Source organism: Pseudomonas oryzagri (assembly GCF_020831405.1).
GTDB lineage: Bacteria > Pseudomonadota > Gammaproteobacteria > Pseudomonadales > Pseudomonadaceae > Geopseudomonas > Geopseudomonas oryzagri.
This window is the reverse complement of record NZ_JAJHPU010000039.1, coordinates 1-16,838: the sequence shown is the minus strand read 5'-3', so window position 1 is coordinate 16,838 and position 16,838 is coordinate 1. Positions and strand designations below refer to the sequence as shown.

Annotated in this window: 16 protein-coding genes; 8 read left to right on the top strand and 8 right to left on the bottom strand. The window is 66.6% G+C overall.

Going from position 1 to position 16,838, the window contains the following annotated elements; all coding sequences use genetic code 11:
* Positions 1-38: 38 nt before the first annotated feature.
* Positions 39-737 carry a tRNA (N6-threonylcarbamoyladenosine(37)-N6)-methyltransferase TrmO gene (tsaA, locus tag LMJ29_RS13345; protein ID WP_229606011.1) on the top strand — a complete coding sequence of 233 codons (699 nt, stop codon included), beginning with the start codon at positions 39-41 and terminating at the stop codon, positions 735-737.
* Positions 738-907: 170 nt separating this feature from the next.
* Here tsaA and fpr read toward each other — a convergent pair whose 3' ends face one another.
* Complete coding sequence (fpr, locus tag LMJ29_RS13340) at positions 908-1,684, bottom strand: ferredoxin-NADP reductase (RefSeq protein WP_229606010.1); 777 nt, start codon at positions 1,682-1,684, stop codon at positions 908-910.
* A gap of 130 nt (positions 1,685-1,814) precedes the next feature.
* Here fpr and LMJ29_RS13335 point away from each other — a divergent pair, with 130 nt between their 5' ends.
* Positions 1,815-2,741 carry a LysR family transcriptional regulator gene (locus LMJ29_RS13335; RefSeq protein ID WP_229606009.1) on the top strand — a complete coding sequence of 309 codons (927 nt, stop codon included), beginning with the start codon at positions 1,815-1,817 and terminating at the stop codon, positions 2,739-2,741.
* Positions 2,742-2,764: 23 nt separating this feature from the next.
* On the opposite strand, the gene LMJ29_RS13330 is transcribed toward LMJ29_RS13335, so the two are convergent.
* Together LMJ29_RS13330 and erdR are read right to left on the bottom strand one after the other, a co-directional pair.
* Positions 2,765-3,133 (bottom strand): diacylglycerol kinase, encoded by a 369-nt coding sequence (locus LMJ29_RS13330; RefSeq protein ID WP_229606008.1) that lies wholly within the window; start codon positions 3,131-3,133, stop codon positions 2,765-2,767.
* An 89-nt stretch (positions 3,134-3,222) separates the two neighbouring features.
* Positions 3,223-3,873, bottom strand: coding sequence for a response regulator transcription factor ErdR (gene erdR, locus LMJ29_RS13325; protein ID WP_229606007.1), 651 nt, complete (start codon positions 3,871-3,873; stop codon positions 3,223-3,225).
* A gap of 191 nt (positions 3,874-4,064) precedes the next feature.
* Between erdR and LMJ29_RS13320 the strand changes: the two genes are divergently transcribed.
* Complete coding sequence (locus tag LMJ29_RS13320) at positions 4,065-4,958, top strand: DMT family transporter (protein ID WP_229606006.1); 894 nt, start codon at positions 4,065-4,067, stop codon at positions 4,956-4,958.
* On the opposite strand, the gene LMJ29_RS13315 is transcribed toward LMJ29_RS13320, so the two are convergent.
* Positions 4,949-5,665, bottom strand: a complete 717-nt coding sequence (locus LMJ29_RS13315; protein ID WP_229606005.1) for a tRNA-uridine aminocarboxypropyltransferase — start codon at positions 5,663-5,665, stop codon at positions 4,949-4,951. The two genes, LMJ29_RS13320 and LMJ29_RS13315, sit on opposite strands and share 10 nt — an antisense overlap.
* Positions 5,666-5,835: 170 nt before the next feature.
* On the opposite strand from LMJ29_RS13315, the gene LMJ29_RS13310 reads away from it, so the two are divergent.
* Positions 5,836-6,240: a quorum-sensing-regulated virulence factor family protein gene (locus LMJ29_RS13310; protein ID WP_229606004.1), complete on the top strand. Its 405-nt coding sequence runs from the start codon at positions 5,836-5,838 to the stop codon at positions 6,238-6,240.
* 14 nt (positions 6,241-6,254) lie between these two features.
* On the opposite strand, the gene LMJ29_RS13305 is transcribed toward LMJ29_RS13310, so the two are convergent.
* On the bottom strand, positions 6,255-8,660 hold the full coding sequence (locus tag LMJ29_RS13305) for a phosphoketolase family protein (protein WP_229606003.1): 2,406 nt from the start codon (positions 8,658-8,660) through the stop codon (positions 6,255-6,257).
* Positions 8,661-8,784: 124 nt separating this feature from the next.
* Here LMJ29_RS13305 and LMJ29_RS13300 point away from each other — a divergent pair, with 124 nt between their 5' ends.
* Positions 8,785-10,188, top strand: coding sequence for an MBL fold metallo-hydrolase RNA specificity domain-containing protein (locus LMJ29_RS13300; protein WP_229606002.1), 1,404 nt, complete (start codon positions 8,785-8,787; stop codon positions 10,186-10,188).
* 24 nt (positions 10,189-10,212) lie between these two features.
* Entirely contained in the window at positions 10,213-11,301 is a 1,089-nt protein-coding gene (locus LMJ29_RS13295; RefSeq protein ID WP_229606001.1) for an LOG family protein, read from the top strand.
* A 71-nt stretch (positions 11,302-11,372) separates the two neighbouring features.
* Here the strand turns inward: LMJ29_RS13295 and recX are convergent, their stop codons facing one another.
* The 3 genes from recX to LMJ29_RS13280 form a co-directional block, all read right to left on the bottom strand.
* Positions 11,373-11,834 carry a recombination regulator RecX gene (recX, locus tag LMJ29_RS13290; protein WP_229606000.1) on the bottom strand — a complete coding sequence of 154 codons (462 nt, stop codon included), beginning with the start codon at positions 11,832-11,834 and terminating at the stop codon, positions 11,373-11,375.
* 6 nt (positions 11,835-11,840) lie between these two features.
* Positions 11,841-12,890, bottom strand: coding sequence for a recombinase RecA (gene recA, locus LMJ29_RS13285; RefSeq protein ID WP_229605999.1), 1,050 nt, complete (start codon positions 12,888-12,890; stop codon positions 11,841-11,843).
* A gap of 84 nt (positions 12,891-12,974) precedes the next feature.
* A complete protein-coding gene (locus LMJ29_RS13280; RefSeq protein WP_229605998.1) occupies positions 12,975-13,475 on the bottom strand; it encodes a CinA family protein in 501 nt (166 codons plus the stop codon).
* A gap of 74 nt (positions 13,476-13,549) precedes the next feature.
* On the opposite strand from LMJ29_RS13280, the gene mutS reads away from it, so the two are divergent.
* Together mutS and fdxA are read left to right on the top strand one after the other, a co-directional pair.
* Positions 13,550-16,129 (top strand): DNA mismatch repair protein MutS, encoded by a 2,580-nt coding sequence (gene mutS, locus LMJ29_RS13275; protein ID WP_229605997.1) that lies wholly within the window; start codon positions 13,550-13,552, stop codon positions 16,127-16,129.
* 78 nt (positions 16,130-16,207) lie between these two features.
* Positions 16,208-16,531: a ferredoxin FdxA gene (fdxA, locus tag LMJ29_RS13270; protein ID WP_229605996.1), complete on the top strand. Its 324-nt coding sequence runs from the start codon at positions 16,208-16,210 to the stop codon at positions 16,529-16,531.
* The last annotated feature ends 307 nt before the right edge of the window (positions 16,532-16,838 follow it).

Sequence of the window (16,838 nt, the reverse complement as noted above, 5' to 3'; positions counted from 1 at the left end):
GTATCATCCCCTCCCCGTTCCCTCACCGGTCGCCCGCCATGTCCTATCGCGTCAGCCCCGTCGGCATCCTGCGCTCCTGTTTCAAGGAGAAGTTCGCCATCCCGCGCCAGCCTCAGCTGGCCCCGGCGGCGCGCGGCGTGCTGGAGCTGCTGCCGCCGTTCGACGATGGCTCCGCGGTGGCCGGGCTGGAGCAGGTCAGCCACGTCTGGTTGCTGTTCCTGTTCCACCAGGCGCTGGAGGACAAGCCGCGCCTCAAGGTCCGGCCGCCGCGCCTGGGCGGCAACCGCGCGCTGGGGGTGTTCGCCACCCGCGCCACCCACCGGCCCAACGGCATCGGCCAGTCGGTGGTCAAGCTGGAGAAGGTCGAGCCGGGCCGCCTGCACCTGTCCGGCATCGACCTGCTGGATGGCACGCCGGTGCTGGACATCAAGCCCTACGTCCCCTACGCGGACATCGTGAGCGACGCGCACAATGCGATCGCCGACGCGCCGCCGCCGGCCATTGCGCTGGAGTGGAGCGATACCGCCCTGCTCCAGGCACGCGAGCAGGCGCAGCGGCTGGGCGAGCCGGTGGTCGAGCTGATCGAGCAGTGCCTGGCCCAGGATCCGCGACCGGCCTACCAGACGCCGACTCCGGAGCGGCGCTATGGGGTGCAGTTCTGGGATCTGCAGGTGCGCTGGCACTACCCGCAGGTGGGATGTATCCGCGTGCTGGAGGTGGTGCGCGAGGCAGCGTAGACGCCGGCCCCTGCACCGGCGCCTCACCCATCGGTGAAAACCGCTGCGCGGGTTTTCTGCCCTATGGACGGTGCGGTACGGCTGGCGAGATACCCCGCTCCGTTTCCCCCACAAACGAAAACGGCGGAGCCCGTTTGCCGGGACTCCGCCGTTTTTCCCTGCGGGAGCGCTTACTTCTCGACGAAGGCGCGCTCGATCAGGTAGTCGCCCGGGTCGCCCATGCGCGGGGAAACCTTGAGGCCGAAGCTGTCCAGCACTTCGCTGGTCTCATCGAGCATGCTCGGGCTGCCGCAGAGCATGGCGCGGTCGTCCTGGGGGTTGATCGGCGGCAGGCCGATGTCGGCGAACAGCTTGCCGCTGCGCATCAGGTCGGTCATGCGGCCCTGGTTGCGGAACGGCTCGCGGGTTACGGTCGGGTAGTAGATCAGCTTCTCGCGGACCGCATCGCCGAAGAACTCGTTCTGCGCCAGCTCGTTGGTGATGAAGTCGGCGTAGGCCAGCTCGCTGACCCAGCGCACGCCATGGACCAGAATCACCTTGTCGAAGCGCTCGTAGGTTTCCGGGTCCTGGATCACGCTCATGAACGGCGCCAGGCCGGTGCCGGTGCCCAGCAGGTACAGGTGCTTGCCCGGACGCAGGTCGCTGAGGATCAGGGTACCGGTCGGCTTGCGGCTGACCATCAGCTGGTCGCCCGGCTGCAGGTGCTGCAGGCGCGAGGTCAGCGGACCGTTGGGCACCTTGATGCTGAAGAACTCGAGGTGCTCTTCGTAGTTCGGGCTGGCGATGCTGTAGGCACGCATGAGCGGGCGACCGTCCACTTCCAGACCGATCATCACGAACTGGCCATTTTCGAAGCGCAGCCCCTGATTGCGGGTGGTCTTGAAACTGAACAGTGTATCGTTCCAGTGATGCACGCTGATCACGCGCTCGCTCACCAGGTTGCTCATGGGTGACTCCTTGCAGAAGCGAAAGTTTAAAAGGCGGAAAAGCTGAAAGGTTGCGTTGCGCGTAAGTTTACAGTCGCGCAAGATATTCGTTAAATGAATAATTAGTATATGGTTAATCGGTTATATCGATATGCGATTTACCCTTAGACAATTGCAGGTCTTTGTCGCCGTGGCCCGTCTGGAAAGCGTTTCCCGCGCCGCCGAGTCGCTGGCCTTGTCGCAGTCGGCCGCCAGCACCTCGCTGGCCGAACTGGAACGCCATTACGACAGTCCGCTGTTCGACCGCATCGGCAAACGCCTGACCCTCAGCGCGCTGGGCTCCCAGTTGCTGCCCAAGGCGGTGGCCCTGCTCGACCGCGCCGAGGAGATCGAGCAACTGTTGCAGGGCAAGATCGGCTTCGGCTCGCTGCAGCTCGGCGCGACCCTGACCATCGGCAACTACCTGGCCACCCTGCTGATCGGCCGCTTCATGCAGGCCCATCCGGAGTGCCGGGTGCGCCTGCACGTGCAGAACACCAGCCACGTGGTGCAGGGCGTGGCCCAGCACGGCCTCGACCTCGGCCTGATCGAGGGCGATTGCCAGCACCCAGACCTCGCCGTGCAGCCTTGGCTGGAAGACGAGCTGGTGGTGTTCTGCGCCCCGCAACATCCGCTGGCCATCCGCGGTACGGCGAGCCTCGACGAACTGGCCCGGGAAGCCTGGATCCTGCGCGAGCAGGGTTCGGGCACCCGCCTGACCTTCGACCAGGGCATGCGCCATCATCCCACACCGCTGAACATCCGCCTTGAGCTGGAGCATACCGAGGCGATAAAACGCGCCGTGGAGTCGGGCCTGGGCATCGGCTGCATCTCGCGCCTGGCCCTGCGCGATGCCTTCCGGCGCGGCAGCCTGGTGGCGCTGGACACCCCCGAACTGGACCTGCGCCGCCAGTTCTCCTTCATCTGGCACAAGCAGAAGTACCAGAGCAGCGCCATGCGCGAGTTCGTCGAGCTGTGCCGCGGCTTCACCGCCGGCGCACAACGCAGCGATCAGATCCAGCTCCAGGAAATTCCTTAAGCGCGCCGCGGCGCAGGACCGGCTCAGCCGAGCAGGATGATGCTCCAGACCAGGGCGATCATGCTCAGAACCACCGACTGCGCGGCGCTGCCCATGTCCTTGGCGTTCTTCGATAGCGGATGACGCTCGAGGGAAATGCGGTCGATGGCGGCTTCCACCGCCGAATTGAGCAGCTCGACGATCAGCGCCAGCAGGCACACCGCCACCAGGATGGCCCGCTCGCCACGACTGACGTCGAGGGCGAACGCCAGCGGCACCAGCACGGCATTCAGCAACACCAGCTGGCGGAAGGCGGCCTCGCCGGCAAAGGCGGCGCGCAGGCCGTCCCACGAATAGCCGGCGGCATTGACGATGCGCTTGAGGCCGGTGCGGCCCTTGAAGGGGGAAAGCATGGAAAGACGTCCATTCGATGGCAAAGGCGGCAGTCTGCCCCAGGCGTGCTGAAGGGAACGTTAAGCGCCGCGCTTTGCTACTGCGCCGGTCAGGCGGCCGGCATCGACTCCATCTGCTGCAGCAGCAGCGCGGCCTGGGTGCGGGTGCGTACGCCCAGCTTGCGGAAGATGGCGGTGACGTGGGCCTTGACCGTGGCCTCGGAGACGTTCAGTTCGTAGGCGATCTGCTTGTTGAGCAGGCCTTCGCAGACCATGGTCAGCACGCGGAATTGCTGCGGGGTCAGGCTGGCCAGCCCCTCGCTGGCGGCGCGCACTTCCTCGGACATCGCGGCGGCTTCCTCGAGCTGCGGCGGCCACCAGCTGTCGCCGTCGAGTACCGCGCGTACCGCGTCCTGGATGGTCTCCAGCGGGCTGGACTTGGGGATGAAGCCGCTGGCGCCGAACTCGCGCGAGCGCTGCACCACGGCCGCCTCTTCCTGGGCGGAGACCATCACCACGGGAATCTGCGGGTACTGGCCGCGCAGCAGGACCAGGCCGGAAAAGCCGTAGGCGCCGGGCATGTTGAGGTCGAGCAGGACCAGGTCCCAGTCGCGCTTCTCGTTGAGGCGCGTTTCCAGCTCGGCGATACTGGCCACTTCCACCAGATGAGCGTCCGCGCCGAGGCCCATGGTCAACGCCTGCTGCAGGGCGCTGCGAAACAACGGATGGTCGTCGGCAATCAGTATTTCGTAGGCGGCCATGATATGTCCTGTTGTTTTTCTGAACGGGCGGGGCGCGAGCGGCGCTCAGGATGCCGAGCACACCCCGGCCGGTCAAGCTAAATACCCGGAAAACTCCTAAGGACTTGGTAGCGCGACCATGCCGCCGCTACACAAGTTCCCCGATTCTACCCGTTCACCAATAATTTCGCCTTTTTTCTGAGGTCCCTGCCATGCATCGCCCATCCCTGCGGGCCGATCTGTTGATGTTGCTCACCGCCCTGATCTGGGGGACCACCTTCGTCGCCCAGCGACTGGGAATGAACGAGATCGGGCCGTTCCTGTATACCGGCCTGCGTTTCGCCCTCGGCGCCCTGGTGCTGTTGCCGTGGGTGCTGCGCCGCCCCGCCGGCGGCGTGACCGAGCCCTTCCATCGCGGCCTGCTGGCCGGGGGCCTGCTGCTCGGTCTGGCGCTGACAGCCGGCATCAACCTGCAGCAGGTCGGCCTGCTGTTCACCAGCGTGACCAACTCCGGCTTCATCACCGGCCTGTACGTGATCATAGTGCCGCTGCTCGGCCTGCTGGTCGGCCAGCGTACCGGCCCGGGCACCTGGCTGGGCGCCAGCCTGGCGGTGCTCGGCATGGCCCTGCTGAGCATCGGCCCGGACTTCCGGGTCGCTTCCGGCGATTGGCTGCAGCTGGCCGGCGCGCTGGTCTGGGGCGTACACGTGCTGCTGGTCGGCGCCCTGGCCAGTCGCCACGATCCGCTGCGTCTGGCCTTCCTGCAGTTCGTCACTTGCGCCGCGATCAGCCTGCTGTTGGCCGGAATCCTCGAGGAGATCCGCCTCGACGCCATCCTGCGCGCGGCCCCGGCGGTGCTGTACGGCGGGGTGATCGCCGTGGGCATCGGCTACACCCTGCAGGTGGTGGCGCAGAAGCACGCCATCGCCTCGCACGCGGCGATCATCCTGTCGCTGGAGGCGGTGTTCGCCGCCATCGCCGGCGCGCTGGTGCTCGACGAGTCGCTGTCGGCGCGCGGCTATCTGGGCTGCGCGCTGATGTTCACCGGCATGCTCGCCGCCCAGCTGTGGCCCGGACGCCGTGCGGCGGTGGCCGCTCAGGGCTGAACGAAGGGGCGCAGGCGCTGATGCGCCGCGCTCTGCTCGTCCAGCGGCAGCTGGCGCTTGAAACTCAGGTAGCGTTCGCTGAACACGTCGAGGTAGGCATCCAGCGCCGCAGCGGCCTGCTGGTCGCCGGCCAGCTCCAGGCACAGCGCCGCCACTTCGGCTGTGCACAGGTGCTCGCCGCGGGTCGAACGGCGCAGGCGATAGCGCGAGTGCTGCTCGGGGCTCAGGCTGAGCACCGGGAAGCGCTCCAGGTAGGGACTCTTGCGGAACATCTTGCGCGCCTCGGTCCAGGTGGCGTCGAGCAGGATGAACAGCGGGCGGCGGCCGGCCTCCGGCTCGACCGTCTGCACCACCCGCTCGGGAGCGGCGTACTCGGCGGGGAACACCACATAGGGTTGCCACTGCGGATCGTCGAGCAACGCCAGCAGCCGCTCGTCCACTTCGAGGCGCGACCAGCAGAAGGCGCTGTTGTCGGCCACCAGGTCGGCGATCAGCCAGCCGGTGTTGCTCGGCTTGAGCGCCTCGATGTCGTGCATCAGCAGACATACGCCGGAGCGGGCCGCCACCTGCGGACGCCAGGCGCACAGGCAGTGGCTGAACGCCAGCCGGCAGTCCGGGCAGCGCGGCATGCGCGAGCCACGGGCGACGAAGGGCTTGGCGCTGCGGGCAAGACGCTCCACGCGCAGACGGGCGACACTGTTGCTCATCGGTGGATCCTGGAGACGATCGGCGAGGCCGCGCGGCGCTGTGAACGGCCGCGCAACGGGCGCGGCAGTCTAGCAGAGCCACCGCCGCGCGAGGCGCGTATCATCCGCCCACGCGAACCCGCCGCGCGCCGACGGGTCGAAGCATCGGTTCTCCAGGAGACAGACTCGCCATGCGCCGTATTTCCGCCCTGCTCGCCGCCCTGCTGGCCACCTGCACCGTGCAGGCCGCCTCGCTGCAGGACTTCGAACTCAGCAAGCTGCTCAAGGAGGTGGCCCGCCAAAGCAGCGTCGGCACACCGCGGGCCATCAACGAGGACATCCTCGACCAGGGTTACACCAGCGAAGGCAACCAGCTGATCAACCATCTCAGCGTGCGCCCCAGCCATGCCCAGCAAATGCGCAGCAACCCGGATGCGGTGCGCCAGCAGCTCGCCGCCAGCGTGTGCGCCAATCCCGGCTATCGCCAATTGCTGGCCAAGGGCGCGGTACTGACCTACGCCTTCAGCGAGTACAAGACCAATCGTCCGGTGGCGACCGAGCGCTTCCAGGCGAGCGACTGCGCGGCCCGCAAGTAAGGCGCGCCCCACGCTCAGCGCAACACCGCGGGATCGCCCTTGCCGGCCAGCGCCGCCGTCTCCGCCGCGCTCAGCAGCTTGCCGCGCCGCACGCCCAGCAGACTCGCGCAGGCCGCCAGCACGTTGGCCCAGCAGGCCCGATTGGCGAACAGCATGCCGGCCTCGTCGAGCGTGCCGCCGCGATTGCGATAGCCGAGCGCAGCACTCTGCCTGGCATCCGGCAGGATCGGCCACAGATGGCCACGCGCCACCTCCGCGCGCATGTGGGTGAGCAGTACACGGCGACGCAATACGCCCGGGAACAGTCGCTCGCACAGCTTGGCGTCGGCGACCACCCGCTGCTCCAGCGCGTCGCGCGGGGCGCGGAAACGCCCGGGCTCCTGCAGATAAACCAGGCGGAAGGCGACGCCGGCCTCGCCCAGCCGCTTGGCCGCACGCTGCATCTCGGCCAGTTGATAGCTGCCGTTGGCGATCAGCAGCAGGGGCTCGTCGCCCGAAGTCTCCGCCACCACGATGGCGCCGTCGCGGGCCAGCTGCTGCGCTTGCCCGGCATCGAACACACAGGGGCGCTCGCGCTTGGGCACCACCAGACAAGCCAGCCGGCCGCGCGCCTGGTAGATCTGCGGCAGCAGCGCCAGGGTGCTGTTGTGGTCGGCCGGGAATAGTACCCGCACGGTGTCGCCCATCTCGCCAAGCAGCGCCTCGCAGAAGGTCGGGTCCTGGTGCGATTGCTGGTTCTTGCCGTTCTCCCAAGTATGCGAGCTGGCCACCAGCGGCCAGCCGAGCCAGCCGGCCGGACGCCCGACCTCCTGCTGCTGACGGGCGAAGATCAACGTCTGGCGCACCGCGCCGAGCATCTTCACGCAGAACGCCTCGTAGCTGGCGACCAGGTTGAGCCCGCCCTGGTTGGCGAGACAAGCCGCCACCACGGCCTCCTCGTTGAGCGCGGTGATGATCTTGCCGTGGACCGCCTCACTGCTGTTCTCGGGAGCGCTGACCCGGTGCTTGAGCGTCTGCAGCAAGCCGTGCAGGCCGTTGCTGGCCAGCTCGTCGGGATTGCCGACGCGTGGGCGCAGCTGCGGGTTGGCCGCCACCAGCTCGACGAAGAAGCGGTCGATGGCGCTCATCGGCGAACAGGGCTGGTCGTGGAAATGCAGTTCGGGGATCTGCGGCAACGGCGGCCTGCGCACCGCCAGCGCATGATCGCGCTCCAGCGGCCGGCCGCCGCGCAGCGCCGCGAAACGCGCCAGCGCCGTATCCAGCTCGTCCGGCGCCACCCACAGGCCCGCCACGCTCTCGTTGAACAGCCGGCGCGCCTCGGCGTCGCTGCGCGGATTGTCCGGCAGCGGCAGGTTGTGCGCGGCGTTGCTGCCGGCGCCGAAGAAGCCGAAGCCCTTGACCGTTTCGGCGATGGCGAAGGGAATCGGCAGTGGGTACTGGAGGATGCCACGTGCCAGGTCGTCGACCCGATGCGCCAGATGCTGCTCCATCTCGTGCAGGACGCAGACGAAGGCGGCCGGATCGCGGCCGTCGCAACGCAGGGGGTCGAAACCGCAATGGCGCAGATGCTCGACGAAGCCGGCCAGGCCCTCGGCGGTGGCGAGGTCCGTGCGCTGCTCGATACGCCGGCCGTTGGCGATCAACACCGGCAGAGCCACCCCGCAGTCCTCGGCACGCCACCAGCGCGGCATCCAGTCGCTGCCGCGCTGCTCCTCGGCCGCACCGTCGGAAAGGAAGGCCACCAGCGTCTCGCCCGGCAGCGGCTGATGGGCGTACTTCAACTCGGCGAAGCCCAGATAGCCGCCTTCGGCGCTGCCGCCGGCGGTGTGCGGATTGACGTGACTGCCCAGCGGTACACCTGGCGAGCCGTCGGCAGCCTGGGCGTAGCTGTAGAAGTCGTCGACCAGGCGGCTCAGGCCGGCCTCGTCGCGCCCGTAGCGCGCGGCCTGCTCCGCATGCTGGTTGCCGACGAGCGTGTTGAGCGCCTCGATGGCGGCCACGCAGTGCCCCTGGCCCAGGGTCCAGGCTCGGGTCTCGCCGGTCAGGGCATTGAGCGCCAGGTAGCCGGCGTAGGCCGGCACCACGTTCAGTGCGCCACCGGTATGCCCTTCGGGGTGCGCCTTGAAGTCGTCGGCCTGCAGGGGCTTGCCATCCAGGCGCACCCGCCGGGCGTAGGTCATGTGCGCCACCAGCCAGAGGCCGGCGCAGGTCAGCCGGTCGAGCGCCTGCAACAGGTGGTAGACGGAGGCCAGATCGGGCTGCCGGCCGGCCTGGACCAGGCGGTGGGCCAGGCGGAAAACCGCGGCCTGGGAGGGGGGCTCATGGAGCAGGGGACCATAGCCCCTGGCCCACTCGGCGAAGGCCGGTTCGGCACGGGCATGGGCATGCAGTTCTTCGGCGCTGGGCAAAAGCTGGGTCATGGGAGAAGACTCCGGGGCAGGCCTGGGAGTAGTCTAGAACCATGACACCCTCCGCGGCTGATTTGCATCAGACCCCTGCCGCACTCCCGGCAGGCAGCCGTGGCCATCCGCATAAGGATTATCTATGGCGCTGCTCACTTTCATGGGGGCCATCCAGCAGGTCACCGGCTCCCGTTATCTGATCGAAACCCGCGAAGGCGCGCGGGTGCTGCTGGAATGCGGCATGTGCCAGGGACGACGCGAGGACGAGGCACACAACAATGCGTCCTTCGGTTTCGACCCCGCCGAAGTGGACGCGGTGGTGATTTCCCACGCGCACATCGATCACAGTGGCCTGCTGCCGCGCCTCGCGGCCGAAGGCTACCGCGGTCCGATCTACGCCACCAGCGCGACCTGCGAGCTGATGCAGCTGATGCTGCTGGACGCCGCGCACATTCAGGAAAAGGACGCCGAGTGGGAGAACAAGTGGCGCGCCCGGCTGGGCCGTGAAGCGGTGGTGCCGCTGTACACCACCGCCGACGCCGAAGCGGCACTCGAGCTGCGCCGGCCGGTGGAGTATGGCGTACGGGTAGAGGTTGCGCGGGGCATCGGGGTGACCTTCCACGACGCCGGCCACATCCTCGGCTCGGCGATCGTCGAACTGGACGTCCACGACCACGGGCTGACCCGTCGCCTGGTGTTCTCCGGGGACCTGGGTAACACCTGCACGCCGCTGATGCGCGACCCGACCCCGCTCAGCAAGGCCGATGTGGTGCTGGTGGAGTCGACCTACGGAGACCGTGACCACCGCTGCGACGCCGACACGCTCGAGGAGCTGGCCGACATCCTGCAGCAGGCCGACCGCGACGGCGGCAACGTGCTGATCCCCGCCTTCGCCGTCGGCCGCACCCAGGATCTGATCTTCCATCTCGGCCGCTTCTACCAGGAGGGACGCCTGCCACAGCGCGCGGTGTTCCTCGACAGCCCGATGGCGATCCAGGCCAACGCCATCTACCACCGTTTCCACGAACAGTTCGATCCCAAGGATCGCGAGCTGCTGCGCAGCAACCACGTCACCCGCGTCGAAGACTGGCTGCCGATTCTGCGCTGTACCCCCGACGCCGAGGACTCGATGGCGATCAACCGCATCCAGAGCGGCGCGATCATCATCGCCGGCAGCGGCATGTGCAACGGCGGCCGCATCGTCCACCACCTCAAGCACAACCTGTGGCGCAAGGAGTGCCACATCGTGTTCCCAGGCTACCAGGCCCAGGGCACCCTCGGCCGGGCCATCGTCGAGGGTGCACCGACCGTACGCGTGCTGCGCCAGCGCATCGCCGTCAAGGCCAAGGTGCACACCCTGGGCGGCTTCTCCGCACATGCCGGGCAATCGCAACTGATCGATTGGCTGCAACATTTCGATCACCGCCCGGAGCTATATTTAGTGCATGGAGAGCTGGAGAAAATGAAAGTGCTGCAACAGGCACTGCATGATCGCCTGCAGTGGACTGCCAACATCCCGGAACCGGGTGAGCAGATCGCACTCTGAGCGACAGACAACAAGGAGTAGGTTATGCCTTACGATTCCGATGACTATCTGTCGAGACACTTCCAGACCACCGCTATCGACCTGGGAGAAAAGGTCGACGAACTGATCGCCCTGAGCGTGCCGCCTGGAAGCCCCAATCAAGCCCTCTACCACGAGATGCTGATGACCGTGGTGCGCATGGCCGAGGCCGACCGCAACCGTTGGGACGCCAAGATCATGCTGCAGACCCTGCGCGAGATGGAAAGTGCGTTCAGCATGCTCGAGCAGTTCAAGCGCCGCCGCAAGGTCACGGTGTTCGGTTCGGCGCGTACCAAGCCCGACCACCCGCTCTACCTGCAGGCTCGCGACCTCGGCCACCTGCTCGCCCACCACGAATTGATGACGGTCACCGGCGCCGGCGCCGGCATCATGGCCGCCGCCCACGAGGGCGCGGGCCTCGAGCACAGCCTGGGCTTCAACATCACCCTGCCCTTCGAGCAGCGCGCCAACGATGTGGTGCACGACACCGGCAACCTGCTGCCGTTCCACTTCTTCTTCCTGCGCAAGCTGTTCTTCGTCAAGGAGGCCGACGCTCTGGTGCTCTGCCCCGGCGGCTTCGGCACGCTGGACGAGGCGTTGGAGGTGCTGACCCTGATCCAGACCGGCAAGAGTCCGATCGTGCCGGTGGTGTTGCTGGACGTACCCGAAGGCCGCTACTGGAAGGACGCCCTGCACTTCATCCGCGAGCAACTGGAGGAAAACGGCTACATCCTGCCCAGCGACATGAACCTGCTGAAGCTGGTGACCAGCGCCGAGGAGGCGGTGATGGAGATCATCCACTTCTACCGCAACTACCACTCCAGCCGCTGGCTCAAGGGACTGTTCGCCATCCGCATGAACCGCCCGCTGAACGCGCGCGCGCTGGCCTACCTGCACGACGAGTTCGCCGACCTGTGCCTGGCGGAAGGCTTCCATCAGCAGCCCTATAGCGAACTTGAGCAGGACGAACCGGAATTCAGCCACCTGACCCGCCTCGCCTTCCAGTTCAACGGCCGCGACCAGGGTCGTCTGCGCGAGCTGATCAACTTCATCAACCTGCCGGAAAACTGGCAACGCGACCTGCCGCACGCCTGAGCGCAGCCTCGTAACGCAAAACGCCCCGACTACTCGACAGCCGGGGCGTTTTTCATTGTCAGGCACAACTTTTATTCGTCGCTGGCGCCACGCAGCAGGCGACTCACCGCTTCGTGGGAAAAGCCGCGCTGGAGCAGGAAGCGACCCTGTCTGGCCCGCTCGCGGGGATCCTGCGGCAGGCTGGCGAAGCGCCGCTGCCACAGCTCGCGCAGGTTGCCCGTCCAGTCGACGCCGCAGTCGGCCAATGCCCGCTCCACGGCGGCGCGGGGCAAACCGCGCTGGTTCAGCTCGTCGCGGATGCGCAGCGGTCCATAACCGGCCCCCGAGCGACTGCGGATGAAACTGTCGAGAAAGCGCTCATCGCTGAGCAAGCCCTCCTCGCTCAAGCGCTCGAGGGCAGTCTCGATCAGCTCGCCGGCAGCACCGCGCTGGCGCAGCTTGCGGGCCAGTTCCACACGACTGTGCTCGCGTCGCGCCAGCAGGTCCATGGCTGCCCGCCGCACCGCGGCGGGGCTGTCCAGCACCACGGGCATGGCCGCTTAGATATCCACTTCCAGGTCGGCCTCTTCCTCGCTGCCCGCGGTGGTCTTGAGGGCGCCGGGCTGGGCGAGCAGCTGGGTACGGATCGCATTCTCGATGGTCTGGCACTGCTCGGGGTTGTCCTCCAGGAAGCGCGCGGCATTCGCCTTGCCCTGGCCGATCTTGCTGCCCTGGTAGCTGTACCAGGCGCCGGATTTCTCGATCAGGCCCTGTTGCACGCCGAGGTCGATGATCTCGCCGGTGCGGTAGATGCCCTTGCCGTAGAGGATCTGGAACTCGGCCTGGCGGAACGGCGGGGCCATCTTGTTCTTGACCACCTTGACGCGGGTTTCGTTGCCGATCACCTCGTCGCCTTCCTTGACCGCGCCGGTACGACGGATGTCGAGGCGCACCGAGGCGTAGAACTTCAGCGCGTTGCCGCCGGTGGTGGTTTCCGGGTTGCCGAACATCACGCCGATCTTCATGCGGATCTGGTTGATGAAGATCACCAGGCAGTTGGCGTTCTTGATGTTGCCGGTGATCTTGCGCAGGGCCTGGGACATCAGGCGGGCCTGCAGGCCAACGTGCTGGTCGCCCATCTCGCCTTCGATCTCGGCCTTGGGCACCAGAGCGGCCACGGAGTCGACGATCACCACGTCCACGGCGTTGGAGCGCACCAGCATGTCGGTGATCTCCAGAGCCTGCTCGCCGGTGTCCGGCTGCGAGACCAGCAGGTCGTCGACGTTGACACCCAGTTTGGCGGCATAGTCGGGATCCAGCGCGTGCTCGGCGTCGACGAAGGCGCAGGTGGCGCCCTGCTTCTGCGCCTCGGCGATCACCGACAGGGTCAGGGTGGTCTTGCCCGAGGATTCCGGTCCGTAGATCTCGACGATACGGCCCTTGGGCAGGCCACCGATGCCGAGCGCGATGTCCAGGCCCAGCGAACCGGTGGAGACGGCCGGCACCGCCAGGCGCTCGTGGTCGCCCATGCGCATGACCGCGCCCTTGCCAAACTGACGCTCGATCTGACCCAGGGCCGCAGCCAAGGCGCGCTTCTTGTTCTCGTCCATTGAAGTCCTCTCTTTGCTAGCGGCCAGCAGGCCTTTATCAACTGTATAATTAGCCAGTATTATTTCACAGGGTCGAGCACCCGCCTACCCCTCAGCGGGATTTTCCCCTGCCGTCAGTCGCACCAATCCCTCCAAGGCACGCGCCACCGTCTGCTCGCGCACCGCCTGGCGATCGCCGGCAAACTGGCATCGACAACTGAACAGCTGCCCGTGCGCCAGCCAGGCCAGCCACACGCTACCCACCGGCTTGTCCGGACTGCCGCCATCCGGGCCGGCGATGCCACTGACCGCCACCGCCAGCGGCGCGCCACTGTGCGTGCAGGCACCGCGCGCCATGGCTTCGACCACCTCGCGGCTGACCGCACCGACCGTCGCGAACAGGGCTTCGGGCACGCCGAGCTGCAGGCTCTTCTGGCGATTTGAGTAGGTGATATAGCCCGCCTCGAACCACTGCGAACTGCCGGGAATGCGGGTGATGGCCTCGGCGATGCCACCGCCGGTACAGGATTCCGCAGTGGTCACCTGCAGTTGCCGGGCGACCAGCGCTTCCCCCAATCGTGCAGCCAGGCGGGTAATGCGATCCATGAATGCCTCCGGGGTTAAGCCTGTCGGAGCGATACCGTACACTAGGCGCTTTTGCGACCTGAAGCCCGACCGCGATGAGCACCGATTTTTCCGCCCACACGCCGATGATGCAGCAGTACCTGAAGATCAAGCAGCAGCATCCCGATCAGTTGCTGTTCTATCGCATGGGCGACTTCTACGAGCTGTTCTATGCCGACGCGCAGAAGGCGGCCAAGCTGCTCGACATCACCCTCACCGCGCGCGGTCAGTCGGCCGGTCAGCCGATCCCGATGGCCGGTATTCCGTTCCACTCGGCGGAAGGATACCTGGCCCGCCTGGTGAAGCTCGGCGAGTCGGTGGCGATCTGTGAACAGATCGGCGATCCGGCCACCAGCAAGGGCCCGGTCGAGCGCCAGGTGGTCCGCATCATCACCCCCGGTACGGTCAGCGACGAAGCGCTGCTCGACGAGCGTCGCGACAACCTGCTCGCGGCGCTGCTCGGCGACGAACGCCTGTTCGGCCTGGCGGTACTGGACATCACCAGCGGGCGTTTCAGCGTGCAGGAGATCAAGGGCTGGGAGGCGCTCCTGGCCGAGCTGGAGCGGCTCAATCCAGCCGAGTTGCTGATTCCCGACGATTGGCCGCAGGACTTGCCGGCGGAAAGGCGCCCCGGCGTGCGTCGCCGTGCGCCCTGGGACTTCGATCGCGCCACTGCGCTGAAAAGCCTGTGCCAGCAGTTCGCTACCCAGGACCTTAACGGCTTTGGCTGCCAGGGGCTGACCCTGGCCATCGGCGCCGCCGGTTGCCTGCTTCTGTATGCGCGCGAGACCCAGCGCAGTGCCCTGCCGCACATCCGCAGCCTGCGCCACGAGCGTCTCGACGATGCGGTGATCCTGGATGCCGCCAGCCGACGCAACCTGGAGATCGACACCAACCTCGCCGGCGGCCGCGACAACACCCTGCAGAGCGTGGTCGATCGCAGCATGACCGCCATGGGCAGCCGCCTGCTGTGCCGCTGGCTGAATCGCCCGCTGCGCGACCGCGCCGTCCTCGAGGGCCGCCAGCAGGCCATCGGCTGCCTGCTCGACGACTATCGCTTCGAGAATCTGCAACCGCGCCTCAAGGAAATCGGCGACGTCGAACGGATCCTCGCCCGTATCGGCCTGCGCAGCGCGCGACCACGCGATCTCGCCCGCCTGCGCGACGCCCTGGCCGCGCTGCCCGATCTGCAACAGCACATGAGCGCCCTGGAGGCACCGCGTCTGCAGGAATTGGCCGGTAGCATCCGCACCTATCCGGAACTGGCCGATCTGCTGGCTCGGGCGATCATCGACAATCCGCCGGCGGTGATTCGCGACGGCGGGGTGATCAAGCGCGGTTACGACACCGAGCTCGACGACCTGCAACTGCTCAGCGAGAACGCCGGGCAATACCTGATGGATCTGGAGACTCGCGAGAAGGCGCGCACCGGCCTGCCCAACCTCAAGGTCGGCTACAACCGCATCCACGGCTACTACATCGAGTTACCGCGCGTACAGGCCGAACAGGCGCCGGCCGACTACATTCGCCGCCAGACCCTCAAGGGCGCCGAACGCTTCATCACTCCCGAGCTGAAGGCCTTCGAGGACAAGGCGCTGTCGGCCAAGAGCCGCGCGCTGGCGCGCGAAAAAATGCTCTACGACGCGCTGATCGAAGCCCTGATAGAGCAGTTGGCACCGCTGCAGGACACCGCCGCCGCATTGGCCGAACTCGACGTACTGAGCAATCTGGCCGAGCGTGCACTCAACCTCGACCTCAGCCGGCCGACCTTCGTCGACGAGCCCAGCCTATGCATCACGCAGGGCCGCCATCCGGTGGTCGAACAGGTGCTGACCACGCCCTTCGTCGCCAACGACGTCAGCCTCGACGACAACACGCGGATGCTGATCATCACCGGTCCGAACATGGGCGGTAAATCCACGTACATGCGGCAGACCGCGCTGATCGTCCTGCTGGCCCATATCGGCAGCTACGTACCGGCCGAAGCCTGCGAGCTGTCGCTGGTCGACCGAATCTTCACCCGCATCGGCTCGAGCGACGATCTGGCGGGCGGGCGCTCGACCTTCATGGTCGAGATGAGCGAAACCGCCAGTATCCTGCACAATGCCAGCGAACGCAGCCTGGTGCTGATGGACGAAGTCGGTCGCGGCACCAGCACCTTCGACGGCCTGTCGCTGGCGTGGGCAGCCGCCGAACATCTGGCCCGGCTGCGCGCATTCACTCTATTCGCCACCCACTATTTCGAGCTGACGGTGCTGCCCGAGAGCGAGCCGGTGGTGGCCAACGTTCACCTCGATGCTGCCGAGCACAAGGAGCGTATCGTCTTCCTGCACCATGTATTGCCCGGGCCGGCCAGCCAGAGCTACGGCCTGGCGGTGGCCCAACTGGCGGGGGTCCCCGATCCGGTGATTCGTCGTGCACGCGAGCATCTGGCTCGCCTCGAGCAGACCAGTCTGCCCCATGAGGCGCCCAGCAGCCCCCCTGACAAGAAAAGCCGCAAGGCAGCGCCGATCCAGCCGGATCTCTTTGCAAGCCAGGCACATCCGTTGCTGGAGGAGCTCGAGCGGCTGACGCCTGATGACCTGTCGCCAAGGCAGGCACTGGAGCTGCTATATGCTTGGAAGAGCCAGCTATAACCAACCGAAAGCCAAACTGTTAAAATTCTGCGCGCCATGCCGTGGCTCGCGCCTGCCCGTCTGAGGAGATAAAAAAATATGACCTTCGTCGTTACCGACAACTGCATCAAGTGCAAGTACACCGACTGCGTGGAAGTCTGCCCGGTGGACTGCTTCTACGAAGGCCCGAACTTTCTGGTGATCCACCCGGACGAGTGCATCGACTGCGCGCTGTGCGAACCCGAGTGCCCGGCCCAGGCTATCTTCTCGGAAGACGAGGTGCCTGAGGAGCAGCAAGAGTTCATCGAGCTGAACCGCGATCTGGCGGAGGTCTGGCCGAACATCACCGAGAAGAAGGATGCTCTGCCCGACGCCGAAGAGTGGGATGGCGTGAAGGACAAGCTGCAGCATCTGGAGCGCTGATCTAATACGATCAGGCCCCGCAAAGCCCCGCTTGCTGACGCAGCGGGGCTTTTTTATGCCTGCAAGATCCGTGACCAGCCGTGTAGGCCTCGTGCCGGGGGCGAAGCACAGTCTGGATCTGTGCCTGTGGAGCGAGGCCCGACGCTGAGCAGTGGTCTGTGTGTTGCAGGGGCCAATGCATTCGCCCCTGCAGCGGCAGGCCTACCCGTCGGCCCGCGCCGTCCGGCGCCCTTTTTCCGGCGCGCAAAGACGAACCCCCGACCAGCAATGCTGATCGGGGGTTCGGTATAGGTGCTTGACGATGACC

Bases quoted from the DNA above. Each gene is read 5' to 3' on its own strand.
- LMJ29_RS13330 (WP_229606008.1), bottom strand. From the start codon at position 3,133: ATGCTTTCCCCCTTCAAGGGCCGCACCGGCCTCAAGCGCATCGTCAAT.
- recA (WP_229605999.1), bottom strand. From the start codon at position 12,890: ATGGACGAGAACAAGAAGCGCGCCTTGGCTGCGGCCCTGGGTCAGATC.
- mutS (WP_229605997.1), top strand. From the start codon at position 13,550: ATGAGCACCGATTTTTCCGCCCACACGCCGATGATGCAGCAGTACCTG.
- recX (WP_229606000.1), bottom strand. From the start codon at position 11,834: ATGCCCGTGGTGCTGGACAGCCCCGCCGCGGTGCGGCGGGCAGCCATG.
- tsaA (WP_229606011.1), top strand. From the start codon at position 39: ATGTCCTATCGCGTCAGCCCCGTCGGCATCCTGCGCTCCTGTTTCAAG.
- LMJ29_RS13310 (WP_229606004.1), top strand. From the start codon at position 5,836: ATGCGCCGTATTTCCGCCCTGCTCGCCGCCCTGCTGGCCACCTGCACC.
- LMJ29_RS13320 (WP_229606006.1), top strand. From the start codon at position 4,065: ATGCATCGCCCATCCCTGCGGGCCGATCTGTTGATGTTGCTCACCGCC.
- LMJ29_RS13315 (WP_229606005.1), bottom strand. From the start codon at position 5,665: ATGAGCAACAGTGTCGCCCGTCTGCGCGTGGAGCGTCTTGCCCGCAGC.
- LMJ29_RS13300 (WP_229606002.1), top strand. From the start codon at position 8,785: ATGGCGCTGCTCACTTTCATGGGGGCCATCCAGCAGGTCACCGGCTCC.
- LMJ29_RS13335 (WP_229606009.1), top strand. From the start codon at position 1,815: ATGCGATTTACCCTTAGACAATTGCAGGTCTTTGTCGCCGTGGCCCGT.
- LMJ29_RS13280 (WP_229605998.1), bottom strand. From the start codon at position 13,475: ATGGATCGCATTACCCGCCTGGCTGCACGATTGGGGGAAGCGCTGGTC.
- LMJ29_RS13295 (WP_229606001.1), top strand. From the start codon at position 10,213: ATGCCTTACGATTCCGATGACTATCTGTCGAGACACTTCCAGACCACC.
- erdR (WP_229606007.1), bottom strand. From the start codon at position 3,873: ATGGCCGCCTACGAAATACTGATTGCCGACGACCATCCGTTGTTTCGC.
- fpr (WP_229606010.1), bottom strand. From the start codon at position 1,684: ATGAGCAACCTGGTGAGCGAGCGCGTGATCAGCGTGCATCACTGGAAC.
- fdxA (WP_229605996.1), top strand. From the start codon at position 16,208: ATGACCTTCGTCGTTACCGACAACTGCATCAAGTGCAAGTACACCGAC.
- LMJ29_RS13305 (WP_229606003.1), bottom strand. From the start codon at position 8,660: ATGACCCAGCTTTTGCCCAGCGCCGAAGAACTGCATGCCCATGCCCGT.